The 22330-nt window shown below is 64.7% G+C and carries 18 protein-coding genes; 13 read left to right on the top strand and 5 right to left on the bottom strand.

Features of this window, described 5'->3' with window-relative positions:
- The first annotated feature begins 55 nt into the window (after positions 1-55).
- Positions 56-2818, top strand: a complete 2763-nt coding sequence (gene mgtA, locus EUB48_RS07250; RefSeq protein WP_142818271.1) for a magnesium-translocating P-type ATPase — start codon at positions 56-58, stop codon at positions 2816-2818.
- A gap of 96 nt (positions 2819-2914) precedes the next feature.
- Here the strand turns inward: mgtA and EUB48_RS07255 are convergent, their stop codons facing one another.
- The 3 genes from EUB48_RS07255 to EUB48_RS07265 form a co-directional block, all read right to left on the bottom strand.
- The gene (locus tag EUB48_RS07255; RefSeq protein WP_142818272.1) at positions 2915-3505 is read right to left on the bottom strand and encodes a peroxidase-related enzyme; all 591 of its coding nucleotides are present in this window, start codon (positions 3503-3505) and stop codon (positions 2915-2917) included.
- A gap of 40 nt (positions 3506-3545) precedes the next feature.
- Positions 3546-4979 carry a catalase gene (locus tag EUB48_RS07260; protein ID WP_142818273.1) on the bottom strand — a complete coding sequence of 478 codons (1434 nt, stop codon included), beginning with the start codon at positions 4977-4979 and terminating at the stop codon, positions 3546-3548.
- Between the two features lie 108 nt (positions 4980-5087).
- A complete protein-coding gene (locus tag EUB48_RS07265; RefSeq protein ID WP_142818274.1) occupies positions 5088-5642 on the bottom strand; it encodes a PAS and helix-turn-helix domain-containing protein in 555 nt (184 codons plus the stop codon).
- 86 nt (positions 5643-5728) lie between these two features.
- On the opposite strand from EUB48_RS07265, the gene EUB48_RS07270 reads away from it, so the two are divergent.
- Together EUB48_RS07270 and EUB48_RS07275 are read left to right on the top strand one after the other, a co-directional pair.
- A complete protein-coding gene (locus tag EUB48_RS07270; RefSeq protein WP_142818275.1) occupies positions 5729-6436 on the top strand; it encodes a CoA transferase subunit A in 708 nt (235 codons plus the stop codon).
- Positions 6437-6439: 3 nt separating this feature from the next.
- Positions 6440-7078, top strand: coding sequence for a CoA transferase subunit B (locus EUB48_RS07275; protein WP_142818276.1), 639 nt, complete (start codon positions 6440-6442; stop codon positions 7076-7078).
- A 93-nt stretch (positions 7079-7171) separates the two neighbouring features.
- Here EUB48_RS07275 and EUB48_RS07280 read toward each other — a convergent pair whose 3' ends face one another.
- Positions 7172-7948 (bottom strand): SDR family oxidoreductase, encoded by a 777-nt coding sequence (locus EUB48_RS07280; RefSeq protein WP_142818277.1) that lies wholly within the window; start codon positions 7946-7948, stop codon positions 7172-7174.
- A gap of 167 nt (positions 7949-8115) precedes the next feature.
- Here EUB48_RS07280 and imuA point away from each other — a divergent pair, with 167 nt between their 5' ends.
- Genes imuA through EUB48_RS07295 form a run of 3 tightly spaced genes read left to right on the top strand, consistent with a single transcriptional unit; the run spans position 8116 to position 13339 of the window.
- Positions 8116-8868, top strand: coding sequence for a translesion DNA synthesis-associated protein ImuA (imuA, locus tag EUB48_RS07285; RefSeq protein ID WP_142818278.1), 753 nt, complete (start codon positions 8116-8118; stop codon positions 8866-8868).
- A complete protein-coding gene (locus EUB48_RS07290; RefSeq protein ID WP_142818279.1) occupies positions 8837-10171 on the top strand; it encodes a Y-family DNA polymerase in 1335 nt (444 codons plus the stop codon). Before imuA ends, EUB48_RS07290 begins: the two co-directional genes overlap by 32 nt.
- A gap of 12 nt (positions 10172-10183) precedes the next feature.
- Complete coding sequence (locus EUB48_RS07295) at positions 10184-13339, top strand: error-prone DNA polymerase (protein ID WP_142818280.1); 3156 nt, start codon at positions 10184-10186, stop codon at positions 13337-13339.
- 186 nt (positions 13340-13525) lie between these two features.
- Here EUB48_RS07295 and EUB48_RS07300 read toward each other — a convergent pair whose 3' ends face one another.
- The gene (locus tag EUB48_RS07300; RefSeq protein WP_338052431.1) at positions 13526-14521 is read right to left on the bottom strand and encodes a carbohydrate kinase family protein; all 996 of its coding nucleotides are present in this window, start codon (positions 14519-14521) and stop codon (positions 13526-13528) included.
- 171 nt (positions 14522-14692) lie between these two features.
- On the opposite strand from EUB48_RS07300, the gene EUB48_RS07305 reads away from it, so the two are divergent.
- The 7 genes from EUB48_RS07305 to EUB48_RS07335 all read left to right on the top strand — a co-directional run bounded on the left by EUB48_RS07305 (position 14693) and on the right by EUB48_RS07335 (position 22283).
- Positions 14693-15691 (top strand): sugar ABC transporter substrate-binding protein, encoded by a 999-nt coding sequence (locus EUB48_RS07305; RefSeq protein WP_142818281.1) that lies wholly within the window; start codon positions 14693-14695, stop codon positions 15689-15691.
- A 71-nt stretch (positions 15692-15762) separates the two neighbouring features.
- Positions 15763-16719 (top strand): ABC transporter permease, encoded by a 957-nt coding sequence (locus EUB48_RS07310; RefSeq protein WP_142818282.1) that lies wholly within the window; start codon positions 15763-15765, stop codon positions 16717-16719.
- Positions 16719-17522: an ATP-binding cassette domain-containing protein gene (locus EUB48_RS07315; protein ID WP_142818283.1), complete on the top strand. Its 804-nt coding sequence runs from the start codon at positions 16719-16721 to the stop codon at positions 17520-17522. The genes EUB48_RS07310 and EUB48_RS07315 overlap by 1 nt, the downstream gene beginning before the upstream one ends.
- A gap of 10 nt (positions 17523-17532) precedes the next feature.
- Positions 17533-17757 (top strand): RbsD/FucU domain-containing protein, encoded by a 225-nt coding sequence (locus EUB48_RS07320; RefSeq protein WP_142818284.1) that lies wholly within the window; start codon positions 17533-17535, stop codon positions 17755-17757.
- Between the two features lie 26 nt (positions 17758-17783).
- The gene (locus tag EUB48_RS07325) at positions 17784-18995 is read left to right on the top strand and encodes an ROK family transcriptional regulator (RefSeq protein ID WP_142821140.1); all 1212 of its coding nucleotides are present in this window, start codon (positions 17784-17786) and stop codon (positions 18993-18995) included.
- A 159-nt stretch (positions 18996-19154) separates the two neighbouring features.
- Complete coding sequence (gene zwf / locus EUB48_RS07330) at positions 19155-20621, top strand: glucose-6-phosphate dehydrogenase (protein ID WP_142818285.1); 1467 nt, start codon at positions 19155-19157, stop codon at positions 20619-20621.
- 33 nt (positions 20622-20654) lie between these two features.
- Complete coding sequence (locus EUB48_RS07335; protein ID WP_142818286.1) at positions 20655-22283, top strand: NADP-dependent glyceraldehyde-3-phosphate dehydrogenase; 1629 nt, start codon at positions 20655-20657, stop codon at positions 22281-22283.
- Positions 22284-22330 lie beyond the last annotated feature (47 nt).

Here is a 22330-nt window from a genome sequence, read left to right on the forward strand (position 1 = left end):
TGCCGGATCTGCGCCTCATCGCGGTGCACAGGTCTCGAGCGGCGGGAGCCACAGCATGAATTTCCTGAAGAGTCTTTTTGTTTCGTTTTTGCGCACGCGGCACACCATGCGTCATTTCCGGCGCCTGATGATCCTGGATTCGCTGTCCGGCCCCGGCGTCACGCGTGCGGTGCCCGATGATCTGGCGACCGAGTTGATGCAGGCGGCCACTGACAGCACGCCTGGCGTGCTGGCGCGGCTGCACTCGCACGAGGACGGTCTGACCAGTGCCGAGGTCGGCCTCATTGCCGAGCGCGTGGGACCGAACGAGGTGGAGCACGAAAAGCCGCTGCGCTGGTGGCAGCACCTGTGGCACTGCTATAAAAACCCCTTCAACCTGCTGCTCACGGTGCTGGCCGCGGTGTCTTTCTTTACCGAAGACTTCAAGGCGGCCATCGTGATTGGCCTCATGGTGGTGCTGTCCACCCTGATCCGCTTTGTGCAGGAGGGGCGCTCCAGCCGTGCGGCGGAACGCCTCAAGGAGATGGTGAGCAACACCGCCACGGTGATCCGGCGCGGTCTGGCCACCGACGTGGTGGAGGTCGCAAAACGCTACTTCGACGTGCAGTTGCACACCCGTCCGCCGGTCAGGATGGAGGTGCCGATCAAGGCGCTGGTGCCCGGCGAACTGGTGGTGCTGTCCGCGGGTGACATGATCCCGGCCGACTGCCGCGTGCTGCTGGCCAAGGATCTGTTCGTCAGCCAGTCCGCCATGACCGGAGAATCCCTGCCGGTCGAGAAGTTTCCCGAGCACCGTGGCAGCGCATCGCGCAATCCGCTGGAGATGAACAACCTGCTGTTCATGGGCACCAATGTGGTGTCGGGATCCGCCACGGCGGTGGTCGTGACCACCGGCAACCGCACCTACTTCGGCGTGCTGGCCACGCGCGTGACCGCGGCCGATCGGACGCCGACGTCGTTCCAGGCCGGCGTCAACAGCGTGAGCTGGCTCCTGATCCGTTTCGCGCTGGTGATGGTGCCCATCGTGCTGCTGGTCAACGGCTTCACCAAGGGCAACTGGACCGAGGCCTTTTTGTTCGCGCTGTCCGTGGCGGTGGGGCTCACGCCCGAGATGCTGCCGATGATCGTGACCTCGACCCTGGCCAAGGGCGCGGTGATCCTGTCGCGCAAGAAGGTCATCGTCAAGCGGCTCGACGCGATCCAGAACTTCGGCGCGATGGATGTGCTGTGCACCGACAAGACCGGGACGCTGACGCAGGACAAGATTTTCCTGGAACGCCACACCGATGTGTTCGGCCAGGACTCGGATGATGTGCTCAAGTACGCCTATCTGAACAGCTATTACCAGACCGGCCTGAAGAACCTGCTCGATCGCGCCGTGCTCGATCATGCGGGCCTGCAGGCCGAATTGAAGCTGGCGCAGGACTACCAGAAGGTGGACGAAATTCCGTTCGATTTCGAGCGCCGGCGCATGTCGGTCGTGGTGTCCGAGCAGAACCATCACCACGAACTCATCTGCAAGGGCGCGGTCGAGGAAATCCTGGCGGCGTGCACGCGGGTACAGGTCAGCGGTGGCGAGAGCCTGCTGTTCGACGCCGCCATGCTGGAGCGTGTGCGCAGCGTGACCTCGGACCTGAACGAGCAGGGCCTGCGCGTGGTGGCGGTCGCCATGAAAGAGGTGCCGCCGAACAAGTCCATCTATGCCATCGGCGACGAGGCGGAGCTGACGCTGATCGGCTACATCGCGTTTCTGGATCCGCCCAAGGAATCGACTGCCCCCGCGCTCAAGGCCCTGGCCGAGCACGGCGTGAGCGTCAAGGTGCTGACCGGCGACAACGAACTGGTCACGGCCAAGATCTGCCGCGAAGTGGGGCTGCCGCTCGAGCGCGTGATCCTGGGTCAGCAGCTCGATGCTCTGGACGAGGCCGCGCTGTCCACGCTGGTGGAGCGCTACAACGTGTTTGCCAAGCTCACGCCGCTGCACAAGGAGCGCATCGTGCGTGCGCTGCGCGGCAACGGCCACGTGGTCGGCTTCATGGGCGACGGCATCAACGACGCGCCGGCCCTGCGCGCGGCCGACATCGGCATTTCGGTCGACAGCGCGGTGGACATCGCCAAGGAGGCGGCCGACATCATCCTGCTGGAAAAAAGCCTGATGGTGCTCGAAGAAGGCGTGATCGAGGGGCGCAAGACCTTCAGCAACATGCTCAAGTACATCCGCATGACCGCCAGCTCCAACTTCGGCAACGTGTTCTCGGTGCTGGTGGCCAGCGCCTTCCTGCCGTTCCTGCCGATGCTGCCGCTGCAGCTGCTGGTGCAAAACCTGCTGTACGACATCTCGCAGATCGCGATTCCGTTCGACAACGTGGACGAGGATCTGGTGAAAAAACCTTTGAAGTGGAACCCCGGCGACATCGGCCGCTTCATGGTGTTCTTTGGCCCGATCAGCTCCATCTTCGACATCACCACGTTCTGCCTGATGTGGTACGTGTTCAAGGCCAACACGGTACAGGATCAGTCGCTGTTCCAGTCGGGCTGGTTCGTGGTGGGCCTGCTCACGCAGACGCTCATCGTGCACATGATCCGCACGCCCAGGCTGCCCTTCATCCAGAGCCGGGCCGCATTGCCGCTGACGCTCATGACGCTGTTCATCATGGCTCTGGGTATTTTCCTGCCGATGGGGCCGCTGGGCGAGTACTTCAAGCTGGTGCCGCTGCCGCTGCTGTACTTCCCGTTCATGGTGGCCATCGTGCTCGGCTACATGGTGCTCACGCAGTGGATGAAGGCGTTCTACGTGCGCCGCTTTGGCTGGCAGTAGGCCCGCCGCAAAAGGCGCTTCACGGCCTGATTTTCAAGGAAAATCAGGCCGTAGCCCTTGCGTGATATGGGCATGTAGCTATTAAATAAATAGCGACTACTTCTGCCTGGGAACGCGCCCCATCAGGTAGAACTCGGGGTTGGGCATCATGCTCGAGAAGCTCGCGATGCGGTTCGACAGCCCGAAAAATGCCGTGATGGCGGCAATGTCCCAGATGTCCTCGTCGCTGAAGCCGTGTGCGTGCAGCGCGGCAAAGTCGGCTTCCTCGACCTCGTCCGATTTTTCACACACCTTCATCGCAAAGTCGAGCATGGCGCGCTGGCGCGGCGTGATGTCGGCCTTGCGGTAGTTCACCGCCACCTGGTCGGCCACCAGCGGCTTTTTCTCGTAGATGCGCAACAGTGCGCCGTGCGCCACCACGCAGTACAGGCAGCCGTTGGCGGCGCTGGTGGCGGTGACGATCATCTCGCGGTCGCCCTTGGTCAATGAGCCGTTGGGGTTGCCGCTTTCTTCCTTGAGCATCAGCGCATCGTGGTAGGCAAAAAAGGCGCGCCACTCGGCCGGGCGGCGCGCCAGCGCCAGAAACACGTTGGGCACGAAGCCGGCCTTTTCCTGCACCTCCAGCACCTTGGCGCGGATGTCTTCGGGCAGGTCGGCGAGGGTCGGGGCGGGGTAGCGTGTTGTCATGGGAATGGCGCCTTTCAAGATGGGTTGACGTGGCTGCAGATTACACCTTCAGCCCCAGTGCCTTCGCCACGCCGGCGCCGTAGGCCGGGTCGGCCTTGCTGCAGTTCGCGATGTGGCGCTTTTGAATCTCCAGCGACGCGCCTCCGACCGAGCGTGCGGTGTTTTCAAACAGCAACTGCTGCTTGTCCGGCGTCATCAGGCGAAACAGATTGCCCGGTTGCGAGTAGTAGTCCTCGTCCACGCGGTGGTTCCAGTGGCCGGCGGCGCCTTCCACGCTCAGCGGTGGCTCCGAGAAGTCGGGTTGCTCCTGCCACTGGCCCTTGCTGTTGGGCTCGTAGCCGATGGTGGCGCCATGGTTACCGTCGACGCGCATGCTGCCGTCGCGGTGGTAGCTGTGCACCGGGCAGCGCGGCGCGTTCACCGGGATCTGCTGCAGGTTCACCCCGAGCCGGTAGCGCTGCGCATCGCCATACGAGAACAGCCGGGCCTGCAGCATCTTGTCGGGCGAGAAGCCGATGCCAGGCACGACGTTGGCGGGATTGAAGGCCGACTGCTCGACTTCCGCAAAGAAGTTCTCGGGGTTGCGGTTCAGCTCCCACTCGCCGACCTCGATCAACGGATAGTCCTTGTGCGGCCAGACCTTGGTCAGGTCGAACGGGTGGTACGGCACCTTCGAGGCATCCTTCTCGGGCATGATTTGCACGCACAGTTTCCACTTCGGGAAGTCGCCCTTCTCGATGCTGCCCCACAGGTCGCGCTGGTGGCTCTCGCGGTCCTTGCCGACGATCGCTTCGGCCTCGGCATCGCTCAGGTTCTTGATGCCCTGCTGGCAGACGTGGTGGAACTTGACCCAGTGCCGCTCGCCTTGGGCATTGATGAAGCTGAAGGTGTGCGAGCCGAAACCGTGCATGTGGCGGTAGCTGGCGGGCAGGCCCCGGTCGCTCATCACGATGGTGACCTGGTGCAGCGCCTCGGGCAGCAGGGTCCAGAAGTCCCAGTTGTTCTCGGCGCTGCGCAGATTGGTTTTGGGGTCGCGCTTGACGGCGTGATTCAGGTCCGGGAACTTCAGCGGGTCGCGCAGGAAGAACACCGGCGTGTTGTTGCCCACCAGGTCCCAGTTGCCTTCCTCGGTGTAGAACTTGAGCGCAAAGCCGCGGATGTCGCGCTCGGCATCGGCTGCGCCGCGCTCTCCTGCCACGGTGGTGAAGCGCGCGAACAGTTCGGTCTTCTTGCCGACCTGCGAGAAAATTTTGGCGCGGGTGTAGCGCGTGATGTCGTGCGTCACCGTGAAGGTGCCATACGCGCCCGAACCCTTGGCATGCATGCGGCGCTCGGGAATCACTTCGCGGTCGAAGTGCGCCAGCTTCTCCAGCAGCCAGACATCCTGTAAGAGTGCCGGGCCACGCGGGCCGGCCGTCATGATGTTCTGGTTGTCGACAACGGGTGCGCCGGCGGCGGTGGTTAACTTGGTCATGGCGGTGTTCCTTTCGATCGATGGCAGTGGGCTGAATCTTCGTTGGCCGGGAGCGAAAGCACAATAGCGCGTCCATAGTAATTATTCAAAGCGGTCATAGGCATGGGCTCAACCTGCCATGAGCCGGTACACCAGATCGGCCACGCTGGAGGCCTTGTATTTGCGCATGAGGCGGGCCCGGTAGATTTCCACGGTGCGGTGGCTGATGGCGAGGGCGCGGCCGATTTCCTTGGCGGTGAGGCCCTCCATCAGGTGGGCCGCCACCTCACGCTCGCGCGCCGTCAGCTGCGCGGTCACGGGGCGGCGCGCGCTCAGGTCTTCAAAGGTCCAGATGCCCGACTCGTGCGGTGCGCTGCGGTTCAGGGCGCGCCCGGTCACGTGGCACCAGAAGGTCTCGCCCTTGTGCGGCCCGTCCACGCGTTTCATGATGCGATCGTCGCCGTACACGCCCTTCGCATTCAGGATCGGGGTCATGCGGGAGCCGGTGCGCTCGTACTCGTCCACGCTGGGGTACAGCACCAGAAAAGACTGGCCGACCAGTTGCTCGCGCGCGGCGCCAAACATCTCGCACAAGTGCTGGTTGCAGTCCACAATGGAACGGTTTCGGGACAGCACCAGTCCCACTGGCGCCAGATCGAAAGCGAGCTGGTAGTTCACTTCCATGGGGCTAACCTTTACGAAAAACTACGTATCTGAATAGGTAGTATCGTATTGGCTTTCCCGTTGCTGAACCCTACAAGGAGACCCGTGTGAAAAAACTCTATCCCTCTGCCGAGGAGGCCCTCAAAGGCATCGTCAAGGACGGCCAGCTCATGGCGGTTGGCGGCTTTGGCATATGCGGCATTCCCGAGGCCCTGATCCAGGCGCTGCACGACAGCGGCGTGAAGAACCTGACCTGCATCTCGAACAACGCGGGCGTCGACGGCTTTGGCCTGGGCAAGCTGCTCGAGACGCGCCAGATCAAGAAGATGATTTCCAGCTACGTGGGCGAGAACAAGGAGTTCGAGCGCCAGTACCTGGCCAAGGAGCTCGAGCTCGAATTCACACCGCAGGGCACGCTGGCCGAGAAGCTGCGCGCGGGCGGCGCCGGCATCCCGGCGTTTTTCACCAAGACCGGCGTCGGCACCATCGTGGCCGAGGGCAAGGAGCTGCGCGAGTTCGACGGCGAGACCTATGTGATGGAGCGCTCGCTGGTGCCCGACATCTCGCTGGTCAAGGCGCATGTGGCTGACAAGTCGGGCAACCTGCAGTTCCGCCTGACGGCACGCAACTTCAACCCGGCTGTCGCCATGGCCGGCAAGATCTGCATCGTCGAGGTCGAGAAGATCGTGGAAACCGGCGAGCTGGATCCCGATCAGATCCATCTGCCGGGCATCTACGTGCACCGCATCGTGCTCAACGCGCATCCCGAAAAGCGCATTGAAAAAAGAACCATTTCCGAGAAGGCAGGAGCGTAAATCATGGGCTGGACTCAAGACCAAATGGCGGCGCGTGCCGCGCAGGAACTGGAAGACGGTTTCTATGTGAACCTGGGCATCGGCATCCCGACGCTGGTGGCCAATTTCGTACCTGCCGACAAGGAAGTCTGGCTGCAATCGGAGAACGGCATGCTCGGCATCGGCCCGTTTCCGACCGAGGACCAGGTCGATGCCGACCTGATCAACGCCGGCAAGCAGACCGTGACCACTATCAAGGGCTCGTCGATCTTCGGCAGCCACGACAGCTTCGCGATGATCCGCGGTGGCAAGATCAACCTGTCCATCCTGGGTGCGATGCAGGTCAGCGAACATGGCGACCTGGCCAACTGGATGATCCCCGGCAAGATGATCAAGGGCATGGGCGGCGCGATGGACCTGGTGGCCGGCGTCAAGCGCGTGATCATCCTGATGGAGCACGTGGCGAAGAAGAAAGACGGCACCGAAGATCTGAAGATCCTGCCCAAGTGCACGCTGCCGCTGACCGGCGTGGGCGTGGTCGATCGCATCATCACCGACCTGGCCGTGATCGACGTCACGCCGCAAGGCCTCAAGGTCGTCGAGATGGCGCCCGGCGTGACGATGGAATCGCTGCAGGCCAAGACCGGCGCCAAGCTGCATTGAACCCGGGCCGGAAAGATCGGCCTCGGGTTTCGGTGAGTTTTTGCTATTAAGTTAGTAGCGAGCTATTCAAATGAGACATGGGCTGAGGGCTGATCAGATGGCCTTCGCATGCGCCGCGTGCAGCTTTTGCATGCCGCCGATCCAGCGGTCGTAGTCTTGTCCCTTGTTGCGGAAGTACTGCAGCACCTGCGGGTGCGGCAGCACCAGGAATTTTTCGTCGCGCATGGTCGCCACCACCTCGGACGCCACCTGCTCGGGCGTGAGGATGCCGTCGTGCCCGGCGGAGCCGCCGTCGCCCGTGACCATGTCGGTCTGCACCGACTGCGGGCACAGGCAGGACACGCGCACGCCGCGGCGGCCGTAGGCGATGCGCAGCCATTCGGCAAACGCCAAGGCCGCGTGCTTGGTCACGCCGTACGGCGCCGATTCCACGATGTTCAAGAGGCCGGCGGCCGACGCGGTGACGACGAAGTAGCCTTCGGCGCGTGCCACCATCTCGGGCACCACCGCGCGCGCGGCCCAGACGTGGGCCATGCCGTGGATTTGCCACATCTTGTCCCACAGGGCGTCTTCGAGCTCGAAGCCGCCCACGCGCCCCAGAATGCCGGCGTTCGACATGTAGATGTCCACCTGCCCGAAGCGCTGGCGCGCCGCTGCGACCAGGGCCTGGATGTCGGCCTCGCGGCTGACGTCGCAGCGCACGGCCAGGGCGACGGGGCCGATGCCCTGGGCCACGCCCTCGGCGCGCTCGAGGTTGATGTCGGCCACCACCACGCCGCGCGCGCCCTCGGCGGCGAAGCGCCGGGCCAGGCCAGCGCCGATGCCGCTGGCGGCCCCCGTCACGATGGCGACTTTGTCACGTATGTCCATTGCATGCTCCTGTGAGCCCAAAGTATCGGGCCTGGGCCTGCGCGGCAATGCCACGTAAGCGACAGGCGGCCGCGCGGCATGCCGGAAAAGGGTCTGGATCGAGGGCGCTTGCATTGGTCTGAATTTACTGTATAAATAAACAGTTATCTTCTGGATCCTTTCCCGCCATGGCTGCTTCGCTTTCCCTTCTTTCTCCGGCGACCGGGCCTGGCGATCTGTCGCAGGTCTGGCGCGCGGCCGAGCTGGGGCGTGTCGATGGGGCGGTGGTACCCACGGGCCAGGCCTTGCTGGACGCGCAATTGCCGGGCGGTGGCTGGCCGGTGGGCGCCATGGTCGAGGTGCTGCAGGAACAGGCCGGCGCGCACGAATGGGATTTGCTGCTGCCGGCGCTGGTGCGGCTCGCCGGCGCGCACAGCGGCCCGATGGTGCTGGTGGGCTCGCCCTATGTGCCGTTCAGCCCCGCGCTGGCGGCGCGCGGCCTGCCGGGCGAGCGCCTGTTGTGCGTCGATGCGGCAGCGCCGGCCGCACGGCTGTGGGCCTGCGAGCAGGCTTTGCGCTGCTTTGATGCGGCCGCCGTTCTGGCCTGGCTGCCGCAGGCCCGCGCCAGCGCCTTGCGGCGCCTGCACATGGCCGCGCAGGACGGCGGCAAGCTGTTTTTTGTCTTTCGCCCCGCAGCGGCGCAGCACGAGTCTTCTGCCGCCTCGCTGCGTCTGCTGCTCGGCGGCATTGACGTGATGACGGTGGACATCTTCAAGCGCCGTGGCCCGCCGCTGCCGGCGCCGCTGGTGCTGCCTGCGCGCTCACCGCGGCTGGCGGCCTTGCTGGCGGCCAGCCATTCACGACGTTTACCCATACCAACCGCCGCGGTGCTTTCCTTCCGGACAAGCCATGCACTGGATCGCGTTGCTGCCGCAGGCTGAGGCGAGCCAGCCGCCGGACGCCACGGCGCTGGGCTGGTGGGCGCTGCAGTTCACGCCGCGCGTGGCGCTGGTGGACGAGGCCGTGTTGCTGGAGGTCTCGGGCAGCGAGCGCCTGTGGGGCGGCCGGGACCGCTTGCTGGCCCGGCTTTGCAAGGGAAATGAGGCCCCAGCCCATGCCATTCATGGGCAAGGTGCTACATCTTTGGTAGCGCTCTCGCTGCTGCGGCTGGGGGCACAGGGTCAGGGTGTGCCGCATCACATGCCCGATGATCTGCCCCTGGCCACGCTGAGCGCGGCGCGGCCCCACCTGCACACCTTGACGCGGCTCGGTTGCCAGCGCTGGGGCCAGTTGCGGGCGCTGCCGCGCGGCGGGGTGGCGCGGCGCTTCGGCGCTCCCTTGCTCGAGGCGCTCGATGCCGCCTATGGCAGCCAGCCCGAGAGCCATGACTGGCTGGCCTTGCCCGAGGTCTTTGATCTCCAGTGCGAGCTGCCCGCGCTGGTGGACGCGTCGCCGGCGCTGATATTCGGCGCGCAGCGCCTGCTGGGGCGGTTGCGCGCCTGGCTGCAGGCGCGCAACCGCGGCGCGCTCGCGCTGGAGCTGGTCTGGTCGCTCGATGCGCGGCGCATTAACGGCGTGGCCGTGCCCGCCGAGGAGCAACTGGTGATCCGCACGGCCGAGCCCACGCAGGACATGACGCACCTGGGCCGTCTCATGGCCGAGCACCTGGCGCGCGTCACCTTGCCGGCGCCGGTGCACAGCCTGCGGTTGCGCTCGCTGGAGACCGCCAGCGTGGCCACGGCCAGCGCCAGCCTGCTGCCCGCCGAGCGGACGCCGGGCGACAGCCTGAATCAACTGGTGGAGCGCCTGAGTGCGCGGCTGGGTGCGCAGCAGGTGGTCTGCTTGAGAGCCCAGGCTGATCACCGGCCCGAGCAGATGCAAAGCCGGGTCGCAGCGCAGGATGCTATTAGAAAAGTAGCTAACCGTGTAGACCCGACAAGGTCTGCAGGCACAAATGATCTGGAAGAGGGGGCGCTGTACCCGACCTGGCTGCTGCGCGAGCCCCTGCGCCTGGCGGTGCAGGGCGAGCGCCCGCATCATGGGGGCCCGCTGCGTTTGCTGGCCGGCCCGCAGCGGCTGGAGGCCGGCTGGTGGGGGTTTGACGCCGGGAGCACTGCGGCCTTGCGCGACTACTTCATCGCGCAGAGCGAGCAGGCCGGCCTGCTGTGGATTTACCGCGAGCGGCTGGCGCGTGTGCCCGCCCGGGCCGAAGTACGCTGGTTCCTGCACGGCGTTTACGCCTGAAGGCTGCGCGTCATGGATGCTTCCTTACCCGATTACGCCGAGCTGCATTGCCTGTCGAATTTCAGCTTCCAGCGCGGCGCCTCGCATGCCCAGGAATTGGTGGCGCGCGCCCATGAACTCGGCTATGCGGCATTGGCCCTCACCGATGAATGCTCGGTGGCGGGCGCGGTGCGGGCCCATGTCGAGGCGAAAAAGCGCGGGCTCAAACTGCTGCTGGGCAGCGAGTTCCTGCTCGACGGCTTTCGGCTGGTGGCACTCGCGCGCAACCTCCGGGGCTGGGGCAATCTGTGCGAGTTCATTACCGCGGCGCGGCGCCATCCCCTGCAGGAAGTGGCCAAAGGCGAGTACCGCGTGAGCCGCGCCAGCAGCGATTTCGCACTCTTACAGGACTGCGAAATCATCCTGGCGCCGCTGCGTGAGTCGTTCGACGCTATCGATTTTGAAGCGCTCTGCCAGCGTGTGTTCTGGGCTCGGGGGCTATTTGGCGCAGCAACCTGGCTGGCGGCCGAATTGCTGCTGAGGTTGGACGACGATCTGTGGCTGGACACACTGCAACGCGTGAGCGCCGCCACCGGCGTGCCCCTGGTGGCCGCCGGCGACGTGCACATGCACGTGCGCTCGCGCAAGCCGCTGCAGGATGTGATCACGGCGGTGCGCTTGGGAAAGCCGGTGGCCGAGTGCGGCTTTGCCTTGCAGCCCAACGCCGAGCGGCATCTGCGCCAGCGCGTGCGCCTCGGCGGCCTTTATCCGCCGCAGTTGCTGGCCAACACGCTGGTGGTGGCCGGGCGCTGCAGCTTCAGTCTTGATGAAATCAAATACAACTACCCGCTGGAGACCGTGCCCTCCAGCCTGACGCCGGCGCAGGCGCTGGCGCAACTGACCTTCGAGGGCGCGGCGCAGCGTTACCCGCAAGGCGTGCCAAGCAGCGTGCGCCAGCAGCTCGCGCGCGAACTGGCCCTGATCGCCGATTGCCAGTACGAGATGTTTTTTCTGACGGTGCACGACATCGTGCGTTTCGCGCGCAGCGTGGGCATCCTGTGCCAGGGCCGCGGCTCGGCCGCGAATTCGGCGGTCTGCTATTCCCTGGGCATCACGGCGGTGGACCCGACGCGCTCGCACTTGCTGTTCGAGCGCTTCATCTCCAAAGAGCGCAAGGAGCCGCCCGACATCGACGTGGACTTCGAGCACGAGCGGCGCGAGGAGGTCATCCAGTACATCTATGCAAAATACGGCCGCGATCGTGCCGCCATTGCGGCGGTCGTCACTACCTACCGCACGCGCAGCGCGATTCGCGATGTGGGCAAGGCGCTGGGCCTGCCGCCTGCGCTGGTCGACGCCTTCGCCAAGGAGCACTACTGGTTCGACGACGAGCTGGCCGTGCAGCGCCTGCGCGAACTGGCGCAGCAGGCCGGACAGGAAATCGGCGCGCGGCCTGCGCAGCTGTGGCTGGAGCTGACCGAACAGCTCAAGGGCTTCCCGCGCCACCTGAGCCAGCACGTGGGCGGCTTCGTGCTCACGCAGGACAAGCTGACAAGGCTGGTGCCGGTGGAAAACGCCGCCATGCCTGATCGCTCGATCATCCAGTGGGACAAGGACGACCTCGAAGACATGGGGCTCATGAAGGTCGACGTGCTGGCGCTCGGCATGCTGACCGCGCTGCGGCGCTGCCTGGACTTCGTGAGCCAGCGGCGCGGCCAGCCGTTCTCGATGCAGGACATCGAGCCGGAAGATGCCGCCACCTACGACATGATCTGCGCCGCCGACACCGTGGGCGTGTTCCAGATCGAGAGCCGCGCGCAAATGTCGATGCTGCCGCGCCTGCGGCCCCGCGTGTTCTACGACCTGGTGGTCGAGGTGGCCATCGTGCGCCCCGGGCCGATCCAGGGCGGCATGGTGCACCCTTACCTCAAGGCCCGAGAGCGCATCCGCCAGGGCCTGGACATCCATTACGAGAAGTCCGACCTCAAGGAGGCCCTGGCGCGCACGCTGGGTGTGCCGATCTTTCAGGAGCAGGTCATGCAGATCGCGATGATCGCGGCCGACTTCACGCCCGGCGAGGCGGACCGCCTGCGCCGCTCCATGGCGGCCTGGAAGCGCCATGGCGGCGTGCACAAGTTCGAGGACCGGCTGATCAACGGCATGCTGGCCAAGGGCTATCGGCGGGAGTTTGCCGAAGCCATTTTCAAGCAGATCCTCGGCTTCGGCGAGTATGGCTTTCCCGAAAGCCACGCCTTCAGCTTTGCGCTGCTGGCCTATGACAGCAGCTGGCTCAAACGCCATGAACCGGCCTGCTTCCTCGCCGCGCTGCTGAATTCGCAGCCTATGGGTTTTTATCCGCCTTCGCAGCTGATCCAGGATGCGCAGCGCCACGGTGTCGTCGTGCTTACGCCAGATGTGACGCGCAGCGATTGGGATTGCACGCTTGAAGGTACTCGTGAAAAGCCTACGGTGCGCCTGGGCCTGCGACTGGTCGGCAGCCTGAGCGAGGCCGGGGCAGGGCGGTTGGTGCAGGCGCGCTCGCAGGCGCCATTCGCGAGCACCGAAGACCTGGCCCTGCGCGCCCGGCTCGACCGGCCGGATCTCGACGCGCTGGCCGCGGCCGATGCGCTGATCTCTCTCTCGGGCCATCGGCGCCAGCAGGTCTGGGACGCTGCCGCGCAGCAGCGCGCACCCGCGCTGCTACAGGGTGCGCCGGTCCATGAAGAGGCGCTGGCGCTGCCCGCCGCGCCTGAAGGTGAGGAGATCGTGTTCGACTACGCCGCCATGGGCCTGACCTTGCGCCGCCATCCGCTGGCGCTGTTGCGGCCGCGGCTGGCGCGCATGCAGTTGCTGACGGCGCACGAGCTGCAGGATCTGCCCAGCGGCCAACAGGTGGCGGCCTGTGGCCTGGTCACCGTGCGCCAGCAGCCGCAAACCGCCAAGGGCACGATCTTCGTCACGCTCGAGGATGAAACTGGCCCGGTCAACGTGATCGTGTGGAAGCATGTGCGCGAGCGCCAGCGCGACGAACTGCTGCACTCACGCCTGCTCGCGGTGCAGGGCACCTGGCAGCGCGACGTGGACAGCGGCGGCGCGGTGCGCCATCTGGTGGCCGAGCGCCTGACGGACCTCACGCCGTTGCTGGGCAGGCTCGGCCAGCAGGCCAGCCGCAGCCGGGATTTTCATTGAAGGACACCGCCATGCCTGCCCCCGACGAAGCCGCCCGACGGCTCTTCATTGGCCTCATGCCTGATTCCCGCGTACAGGCCGCGCCCCAGGCCCATTGCCGGCTTGGGGGTGGGCATGAGAAGCCGACGAGCCATTGGAGGTCGCGCGTGACGCTGGCCTGTCATGCGGCGCGCCCGCTTTTGGGGTTCAGTCCAGCTCGCTGCGTCGCGGCATGTCGGCCCCGCGGCGTGAACAGGTGATCGCCGCGGCGCGCGCGGCGAAGCCGAGTGCCAATTCCAGGTCGGCACTGGACAGCGCCGCGAGCGCTGGCACCGACAACGCATCGTGCTCGGCCATCCAGGTCAACAGCGCCGCCTGAAAGGTATCGCCGGCACCCACCGTATCGATCACCTCGACCGGAATCGTCGGCACAGTGGCGGATGCGTTCGGCGTGCAGGCCACGACCCCTTCGCCGCCGCGCGTCACGACGGCCAGCTTCACGCCGCGGTCCAAGGCCTGACGGGTGAATTCCTCAGGGGCAACACCGGGCAGAAGCAACTGCAGGTCTTCCTCGCTGATCTTGAGCAGGTCGGTGCGCGTGAGCATCCATTGCAGCATGTCTTTCCAGCGTGCCAGGTCGGGCTCCACGTTGAGGCGGATATTGGGGTCATAGGCGATCAGCGTGCGCCCATGTTCCCGCTCGACCAGGGCGCGCAGGGTCGAAGCAGTCGGATCCACGACCGTGGCAAAAGAGCCGAGATGGATCGCGCGCAGGCCTTGGGGCAACGAAGCCAGCGCGTCGATCGCGAGCAGGCGGTCGGCACAGCCCTGGCCGTAGAAGGAATAGGAAGGCACGCCCCTGGCATCCACGCCAACGAGCCCGAGCGTGGTCGGCGCATCAATGCGCTGTACGGTCGAGGTATCGACCCCCTCGGCCGCGAGCGCGTGCACCAATCGCTCACCGAGGAAGTCACGGGATACAGCCGAAAAAAACGCCACGGGCTGCGCGAGCCGCGCCAACCCGACCGCCGTATTGAATGGCGATCCCCCCACATGGGCGTCCAGGGTCATGCCTGCGGCGGTGCCATCGACCGCGAACACGTCCATCAATGCTTCACCGCAGACAAGGAACATGACACAGCTTTCATTCGGGTTGAGGGGAGCCATCACAGCGCGCGGCGGCAGTGGCAACAGGCCAAGCATGCCTGTATTCGTTTTTCTTGGGCATCAGGGTTTTCCATTAATAAAGCGCCTTGATTTATTAATTATTGGCGCCGATACTTATCCCAGATCCGGAAGCGGGATCTGGCAAAACCAGATGCCGAACACCTGCCGGTTCAAGGCCCCAATCCGATCCTTACCAGGAGACAATCCATGAAACTCAAGCACACCACTGTCTTTGCCGCCCTGCTTGCAGGCGCCGGCCTTGCCTTCGCCGCTGACGCGCCCGTCATCGGCCTGATCACGAAGACCGATACCAATCCCTACTTCGTGACGATGAAAAAGGGCGCAGAGGCACAAGCCGCCAAGCTGGGCGCCAAACTGCTCACGGCGGCCGGGCGGATCGACGGCGACAACGCGGGCCAGGTCACCGCAATCGAGAACATGGTCGCCGCCGGCGCCAAGACCATCCTGATCACGCCGAGCGACGCGAAGGCCATCGTGCCGTCGATCCAGAAAGCGCAGGCGCAAGGCGTCATGTTCATTGCGCTGGACAGCCCGACCGACCCGGTGAGCGCGGCCAATGCACTGTTCGCGACCAACAACTACACGGCCGGCGAACTCATCGGCCAATACGCCAAGGCGGCAATGGCAGGCAAGCCCGTGAAGATCGCCATGCTCGACCTGTTCCCCGGCAACCCGGTCGGTGCGCAGCGGCACAACGGCTTCATGAAGGGTTTCGGGATGGCGGCGGCCGACGCCAAGAGCAACGAGCTGTCGACCAATCCCGCGATCGTCTGCTCGGCTGACAGCTACGGCGACCAGGCCAAGGGCCAGACGGGGATGGAAAACTGCCTGCAAAAGGATCCCGGCATCAACCTCGTCTACACCATCAACGAACCGGCAGCAGCGGGTGCCTACCAGGCACTGAAGGCAGCCGGCAAGGAAAAAGGTGTGCTGATCGTCTCGATCGACGGTGGCTGCAAGGGTGTCGAAAACGTCAAGGCGGGCGTGATTGCCGCCACCTCGCAGCAGTACCCCCTGAAGATGGCGGCCATGGGCGTCGAAGCGGGCGTGACGTATGCCAAGACCGGCAAAAAGGTCCAGGGCTACACCGACACCGGCGTCACTCTGATCACCGACAAGCCGCTCGCGGGCGTATCCAGCAGGGACACCAAGTACGGTTCGGACATGTGCTGGGGTAACAAGTAAGCGCCCGGAATAAAAAAGGAAGGCGGCAGCGGACCTGTTGCTGCCAGATCCCGTCACCCCCGGAGACCACCATGACCAAGACTTCCAGGCTACCGCCCGTTGCCACGCTCGGCCCGCTGATCGCGTTGCTGCTCGCGGTGATCTTCTTTGCCACGCAGAGCGGCCGATTCCTGTCGGTGCAGAACTTCTCGCTGATCCTGCAGCAGGTCATGGTGGTGGGACTGATTGCCATCGGCCAGACGCTGATCATCCTGACCGCGGGCATTGATCTGGCGTGCGGCGCCGTGATGGCGCTGGGCGGCATCGTGATGACCAAGCTGGCGGTGAACAGCGGCATGAACGCCTACCTGGCCATTGTTTGCGGGCTGCTCGTCACCATGGCCTTCGGGTTGGTGAACGGCCTGCTGGTCACACGCATCAAGCTGCCACCGTTCATCGTCACACTGGGCACCTTGAACATCGCTTACGCCATTACCCAGCTTTATTCGGGCGCGCAAACCATCACCGGTCTGCCGCCAGCAATGACCTTCTTCGGCAATACGTTCCGGCTCGGCCACGCGGAGGTGAACTACGGCGCCGTGCTGATGCTCGTGCTGTACCTCTTCATGTGGTGGGGTCTGCGCGAAACCCAGCCTGGACGCCATGTGTACGCGGTGGGCAACAATCCTGAAGCCACCCGCCTGACTGGCATCGCGACCGATCGCGTGCTGCTCGGCGTGTATGTCACTGCCGGCCTGTTCTACGGCATTGCCTCGCTCGTGTCGGTGGCGCGTACCGGCGTGGGCGACCCGAACGCCGGGCAATCCGAGAATCTGGATGCCATCACCGCGGTCGTGCTGGGCGGCACCAGCCTGTTTGGCGGTCGCGGCATGATCGTGGGCAGCCTGCTCGGGGCAGTGATCGTGGGTGTGTTTCGCAATGGCCTGACCCTGATGGGTGTGGCCTCGGTGTACCAGGTCCTGATCACCGGCATCCTCGTCATTTTGGCGGTCACCACCGATCAACTCTCGCGCAAAGGAGCACGCTGATGAACACACCCAATGAAAAGCCGGCGCTCGTCATGGAGGCGCGCGGACTGGTCAAACGCTACGGCCAGGTCACCGCGCTCGATGGCAGTGACTTCGAGCTGCGTGCCGGCGAGATCATGGCCGTGATCGGCGACAACGGCGCCGGCAAGTCCTCGCTGATCAAGGCGCTGTCGGGTGCCACGGTTCCCGATGAGGGCGAGATCTGGCTGGACGGCAAGATCATCCACTTCAAGTCGCCCATCGACGCGCGCCGCGAGGGCATCGAGACGGTCTACCAGGACCTCGCGGTGGCGCCCGCGATGACGATTTCCGAGAACCTGTTCATGGGTCGCGAGATCATCAAGACCGGCTGGCTCGCGCAACTGCTGCGCGTGATCGACAAGCGGCAGATGCTGGAGCAGAGCGTGGCGCGTATGAACGAGCTGAAGGTGGGCATCCGCTCCATGACCCAGGCGGTGGAAACACTTTCGGGCGGGCAGCGCCAGTGCGTTGCGGTGGCGCGCAGTGCCGCGTTCGCGCGGCATGTCGTAATTCTCGACGAGCCGACCGCCGCGCTCGGCGTGAAGGAAGGCAACATGGTGCTCGAGCTGATCCGGCGCGTGCGCGACAAGGGCTTGCCGGTGATCCTGATCAGCCACAACATGCCGCATGTCTTCGAGATTGCCGACCGCATCCATGTGGCCCGACTGGGCAAGCGCGCCGCCCTGCTGGACCCGAAAAAGATCAGTATGAGCGATACCGTGGCGGTCATGACCGGGGCCATGAGTCCGCAGGACATCCCGCCCGAATGCCTGGCACATTGAGGAAGCAAAGATGCTCAAGGGAATCGATCCGCTGCCTTCGCCTGAGATGCTCAGGGTGTTGTGCGAGATGGGGTACGGCGACGAACAGTGCAAGGCGCTGGCACGCTTTGACTTCCACGATTGCGTTGCCGGCGCCTGCGCCTGCGCCTGCGCCATTGTGCAGACGGGTGAACGGAAGGCGTGGTCGAATTTCATGTTCAAGAAGGGCGTGATCGCCGGGGAGCTTCGCCCGTGAACGGGGCACGCGTTGCTGCAGCACCGATGGAGGCCCGGTTGCGCCCGCGGGGTTCCAACCAGGGTGGCATGCGGCAGTTCAACGAGCGGGTGGTGCTGCAGGCCATCAGGCTGCACGGGACTTGTCCGAAGGCCGAAATTGCGCGCCTAACGGGTTTGACGGCACAAACCGTGCAGCTCATCATTGGCCGCCTGGAGGCCGATGACCTGGTGCACAGGTTGGCGCCCGTGCGCGGCAAGGTCGGCCAGCCTTCGGTACCCATGGCGCTCAACCCCGATGGGGCGTTCTCCATCGGTGTGAAGATCGGTCGGCGCAGCGCGGACATGTTGCTGGTGGACTTCACGGGCCAGGTTCGCGAGCGCCTGGCCCTGAGCTATCTGTTCCCCGATCCCCTCAAGCTTTTCGGCGACATCGACGCCGGGCTGCGGCAACTGCGCAAGTCGCTTAAACCCGCGCTACGCAAACGCCTGCATGGCATCGGCGTTGCTGCCCCGCTGTCGCTCGGCGGCTGGAAGGTCCTTCTTGGCATCACACCCGAACTCGCGCAAGAGTGGAACGACATCGACATGCGCGAGCGCATCGCATCCCTGGGCGCTGCGCAGGGTCTGCCGGTCGAGTTCGTCAAGGACACGGCCGCCGCCTGCGTGGCTGAACTGGTGGCGGGCCGCGGCCGCAGCATGCGCAGCTTCCTGTACTTGTTCGTCGACACCTTCATTGGCGGTGGCCTGGTGCTTGACAGCCATCTGTTCGGGGGCCTGAACGGCAACGCCGGTGCGGTGGGTTCGCTGCCGATGGGGCTGAGCACCAGCACCGGCGTGCCGCCCGAACAACTGCTCAACGTCGGCTCGCTGTGGAGTCTGGAGGCCTTGTACACCAAGGCTGGCGTCGACGCGGATGCCTGGGTCGATGCGCGCGCGCTGGACGCGCCCTGGCTGGCAAGCACACACGCCTGGCTGGAGCGGGGCTGCCCCGCCATTGCACTGGCCATCAACAGCGCCGCCTGTCTGCTCGATCTGGGTGGCGTGATCATCGACGGCTCCTTCGGCCGCGAATTGCTGGCGGCGCTGGTGTCCGGGGTCGAGCGTGCGCTCGATCTTTACAACTGGGAGGGTGCGGCACGGCCCAGGGTGCTGGCCGGCACCATTGGCAGTGACGCGCGCGCCATGGGTGGCGCGCTGCTGCCTCTGTATGCGAATTTCGCGCCGGATCGGGACTTGTTCCTGAAGGTCGACCCGTGAAAGAGACTTCATGATGAACTCGCCGCAAAGCCATTCGATGCAACGAGAGATGACTTTTCGTCGCTGTGACCGGACCGATGCATCGACGGCCGGACTCATTCAACGATTGCGTGCGGCCTGGAGCGGCATCCTCCGCTGCACGGCACCACGGAAAGCGCCATGTCATTTGATCTTGTCCTTTTTGGCGGCACCGGCGATCTGGCGTGGCGCAAGCTGATGCCAGCCCTGTTCCAGGCCTTTCGTCACGGCAAGCTGCCGCAGGGCGGGCGTATCCTCGCCGCCGCACGCGAGGACTTTTCCGCCGCCACCTATCGCAGCTGGCTGCACGAGCGCTTTCTCGACGTCGAGGGCGCCAAGCAACCCGGCGACGAAGAGTTTGCCCGCTTTGCCGGGTTGGTGCATTATCTGAGAGTCGACCTGTCGCAGCCCGGGGACTATGTGCAGATCCGGCAATGGCTGGACGCGCCGCGTGACGACGGCCCGGCGGACACCGTGGTGCTCTACCTCGCCACCAGTCCGCACCTGTTCCCGCAAATCTGCGAACAACTCGGCAAGGTCGCACTGAACGGACCAAACGTGCGCGTGGTGCTCGAGAAGCCGCTGGGTCACGATCTGGAGAGCGCGCAGGAAATCAACCGCGCGGTGCGTTCGGTTTTCAGCGAAACGCAGGCCTTTCGCATCGACCACTACCTTGGCAAGTCCGCGGTGCAGAACCTGATGGCGCTGCGCTTCGGCAATGCGCTGTTCGAGCCCCTGTGGCGGCGCGAGAGCATCGCCAACATCCAGATCACGCTGGCCGAGCAGCTTGGTGTGGGCACGCGCGGCGACTTCTATGATCGTACCGGTGCGCTGCGCGACATGATCCAGAACCATGCTTTGCAGTTGTTGACGATGATCGCGATGGAGCCGCCTTCGCGCAACGATGCCGATGCGATTCGCGACGAGAAGCTCAAGGTTCTGCACGCGCTCAAGCCGTTCACCGAAGACAGCGTGCTGCATGACGTGATACGCGGTCAGTACCGCGGCGGCACAGTCGACGGCCGGCCCGTACCAGGCTATCGGGACGAGACCAAAGTGCCGCCGCACAGTCACACCGAGACTTTTGTCGCACTGCGAACCGAAGTCCAGAACTGGCGCTGGTCGGGTGTGCCGTTCTATTTGCGCACCGGCAAGCGCCTGGCCGCGCCCGAGGCGCAGATTGTGGTGAATTTCCGTCCTGCGCCGCACCGTATCTTCCCGGGGGTGAATGTGCCGAACAAACTGGTCATCAAGCTGCAGCCGGAGGACGGCCTGGAACTGCACTTGCTGGCAGCCAAGGGGTCAGGCCCATCGGAGGCGTTGTCACCGGTGTGCCTTGATCTCGACTTCGACAAAGCCTTCGCCGAGAACCGGGTGGGCGGCTATGAGCGGCTACTGCTCGAGGCGATTGCCGGTCGCTTGAACCTGTTCGTGCGCAGCGACGAGCAGGAACAGGCATGGCACTGGATCGAACCGGTCTTGCGGGCCTGGGAGCGTGACGACGATGTCTCTGGTGGCCCTCGTCCCTATGTCGCTGGCACCTGGGGACCTGCCGCGGCCAGTGCGCTGGTGGCGCGGGACGGTTTCGCATGGCCCGAAGAACAGTGATGACAACACACCCCGTATCGAAAGGAATGGATCATGAGAGACACTGAAAACCTGAAGCAACTGTTTCCCGGCGCAAACGAGATTCCGCTGGAACACCGTCTGGCGTCACCGGTTCACCAGCGCACCTACCTGGTCGGCGGCGAGTTCAGGGCCTGGGGCGGCGAGTGCAAGACGGTGCTGTCGCCGATCTGCGAGCGGCAAGCCGATGGCAGTGTGCGGCAAATGGAAATCGGGAGCTACCCGGTGATGGGCGAGGCAGAAAGCGACGCTGCACTGGCAGCCGCGGTCTCCGCGTACGACAGCGGGCGCGGCGAATGGCCCACGATGCCGGTAGCCAAGCGCATTGCCTGCATGCAGGACTTCGTCCGTCAGATGGTCGCGCAGCGCCAGGAGATCGTCCACCTGATCATGTGGGAGATCGGCAAGAGCCTGGCAGATTCGCAAAAGGAGTTCGACCGCACGGTCGAATACATCGTCGCCACCATCGAGGCGCTCAGGACGCTGGACAACAATGCCTCACGCTTCGAGATCGCCGAGGGCACGATCGGCCAGATCCGGCGCACGCCGCTGGGCGTGGTGCTGTGCATGGGGCCCTACAACTATCCGCTCAACGAAACCTTCGCCACGCTGATCCCAGCGCTGCTGATGGGCAACACGGTGGTGTTCAAGCCCCCGCAGTACGGCACACTTTTGTTCTGGCCCCTGATGCAGGCGTTCTGCAGCGCTTTTCCTCGTGGTGTGATCAATACCATTTACGCTCCGGGCGCCGTGGTGGTGCCGCACATGCTGGCTAGCGGCAAGATCGGCGTGCTGGCGCTGATCGGTTCCAGCAAGGTGGCCGACTACCTGAAAAAGCAGCATCCCAAGTCGCACCGGCTGCGCGCCGTGCTGGGACTGGATGCGAAGAACGCGGCAATCGTGCTGCCCGACGCTGACCTCGACCTCACGGTCAGGGAATGCCTGCTGGGCGCGCTTTCCTTCAACGGCCAGCGCTGTACGGCACTCAAGATGTTGATCGTGCACCGCTCCCTTGTCGATGAATTTCTGCGCCGCATCACCAAAGCCGTCGGACAACTCAAGATAGGCATGCCGTGGGAGCAGGGTGTCAGCATTACGCCGTTGCCGGGGTTGCATCGTACCGCCTACATGACAGAGGCGATCGAGGATGCCAAGGCCAAGGGCGCCCAGGTCGTCAACCAGGGTGGCGGCGCATACTGCGCGACGCTCTACTACCCGGCTGTGGTCTATCCGGTGAAGGAGGGCATGAAGTTGTACCGCGAGGAACAGTTCGGCCCGTTGGTCCCGGTGATGGCCTACGACGATGTTGAAGAGGCGCTGGAGTACGTGATCAGCTCCGACCATGGCCAGCAGGTCAGCGTGTTCGGCAACGACCCGGTGCAGATCGGTGCCCTGGTCGATCCGCTGGTCAACCAGGTGTGTCGCGTCAATCTGAACTGTCAGTGCCAGCGCGGGCCCGACGTATTCCCGTTCGCGGGCCGCAAGGATTCTGCCGAGGGCACGCTGTCTGTCAACGATGCCCTGCGTGCCTTCTCAATCCGCTCGATGGTCGCGGCCAGGCAGACGCCGGCCAGCAAGCGCCTGCTTGACGACATCGTGCGCGACCACTGCTCGAATTTCATCAACACCGGCTTCATTCTGTGAACGGTGCCGGATTCGTGCCAGAGCCATGAAAAAGCCGCCCCTTGGGC

The organism is Rhodoferax sediminis, from assembly GCF_006970865.1.
Taxonomy (GTDB): Bacteria; Pseudomonadota; Gammaproteobacteria; order Burkholderiales; family Burkholderiaceae_C; genus Rhodoferax_A; species Rhodoferax_A sediminis.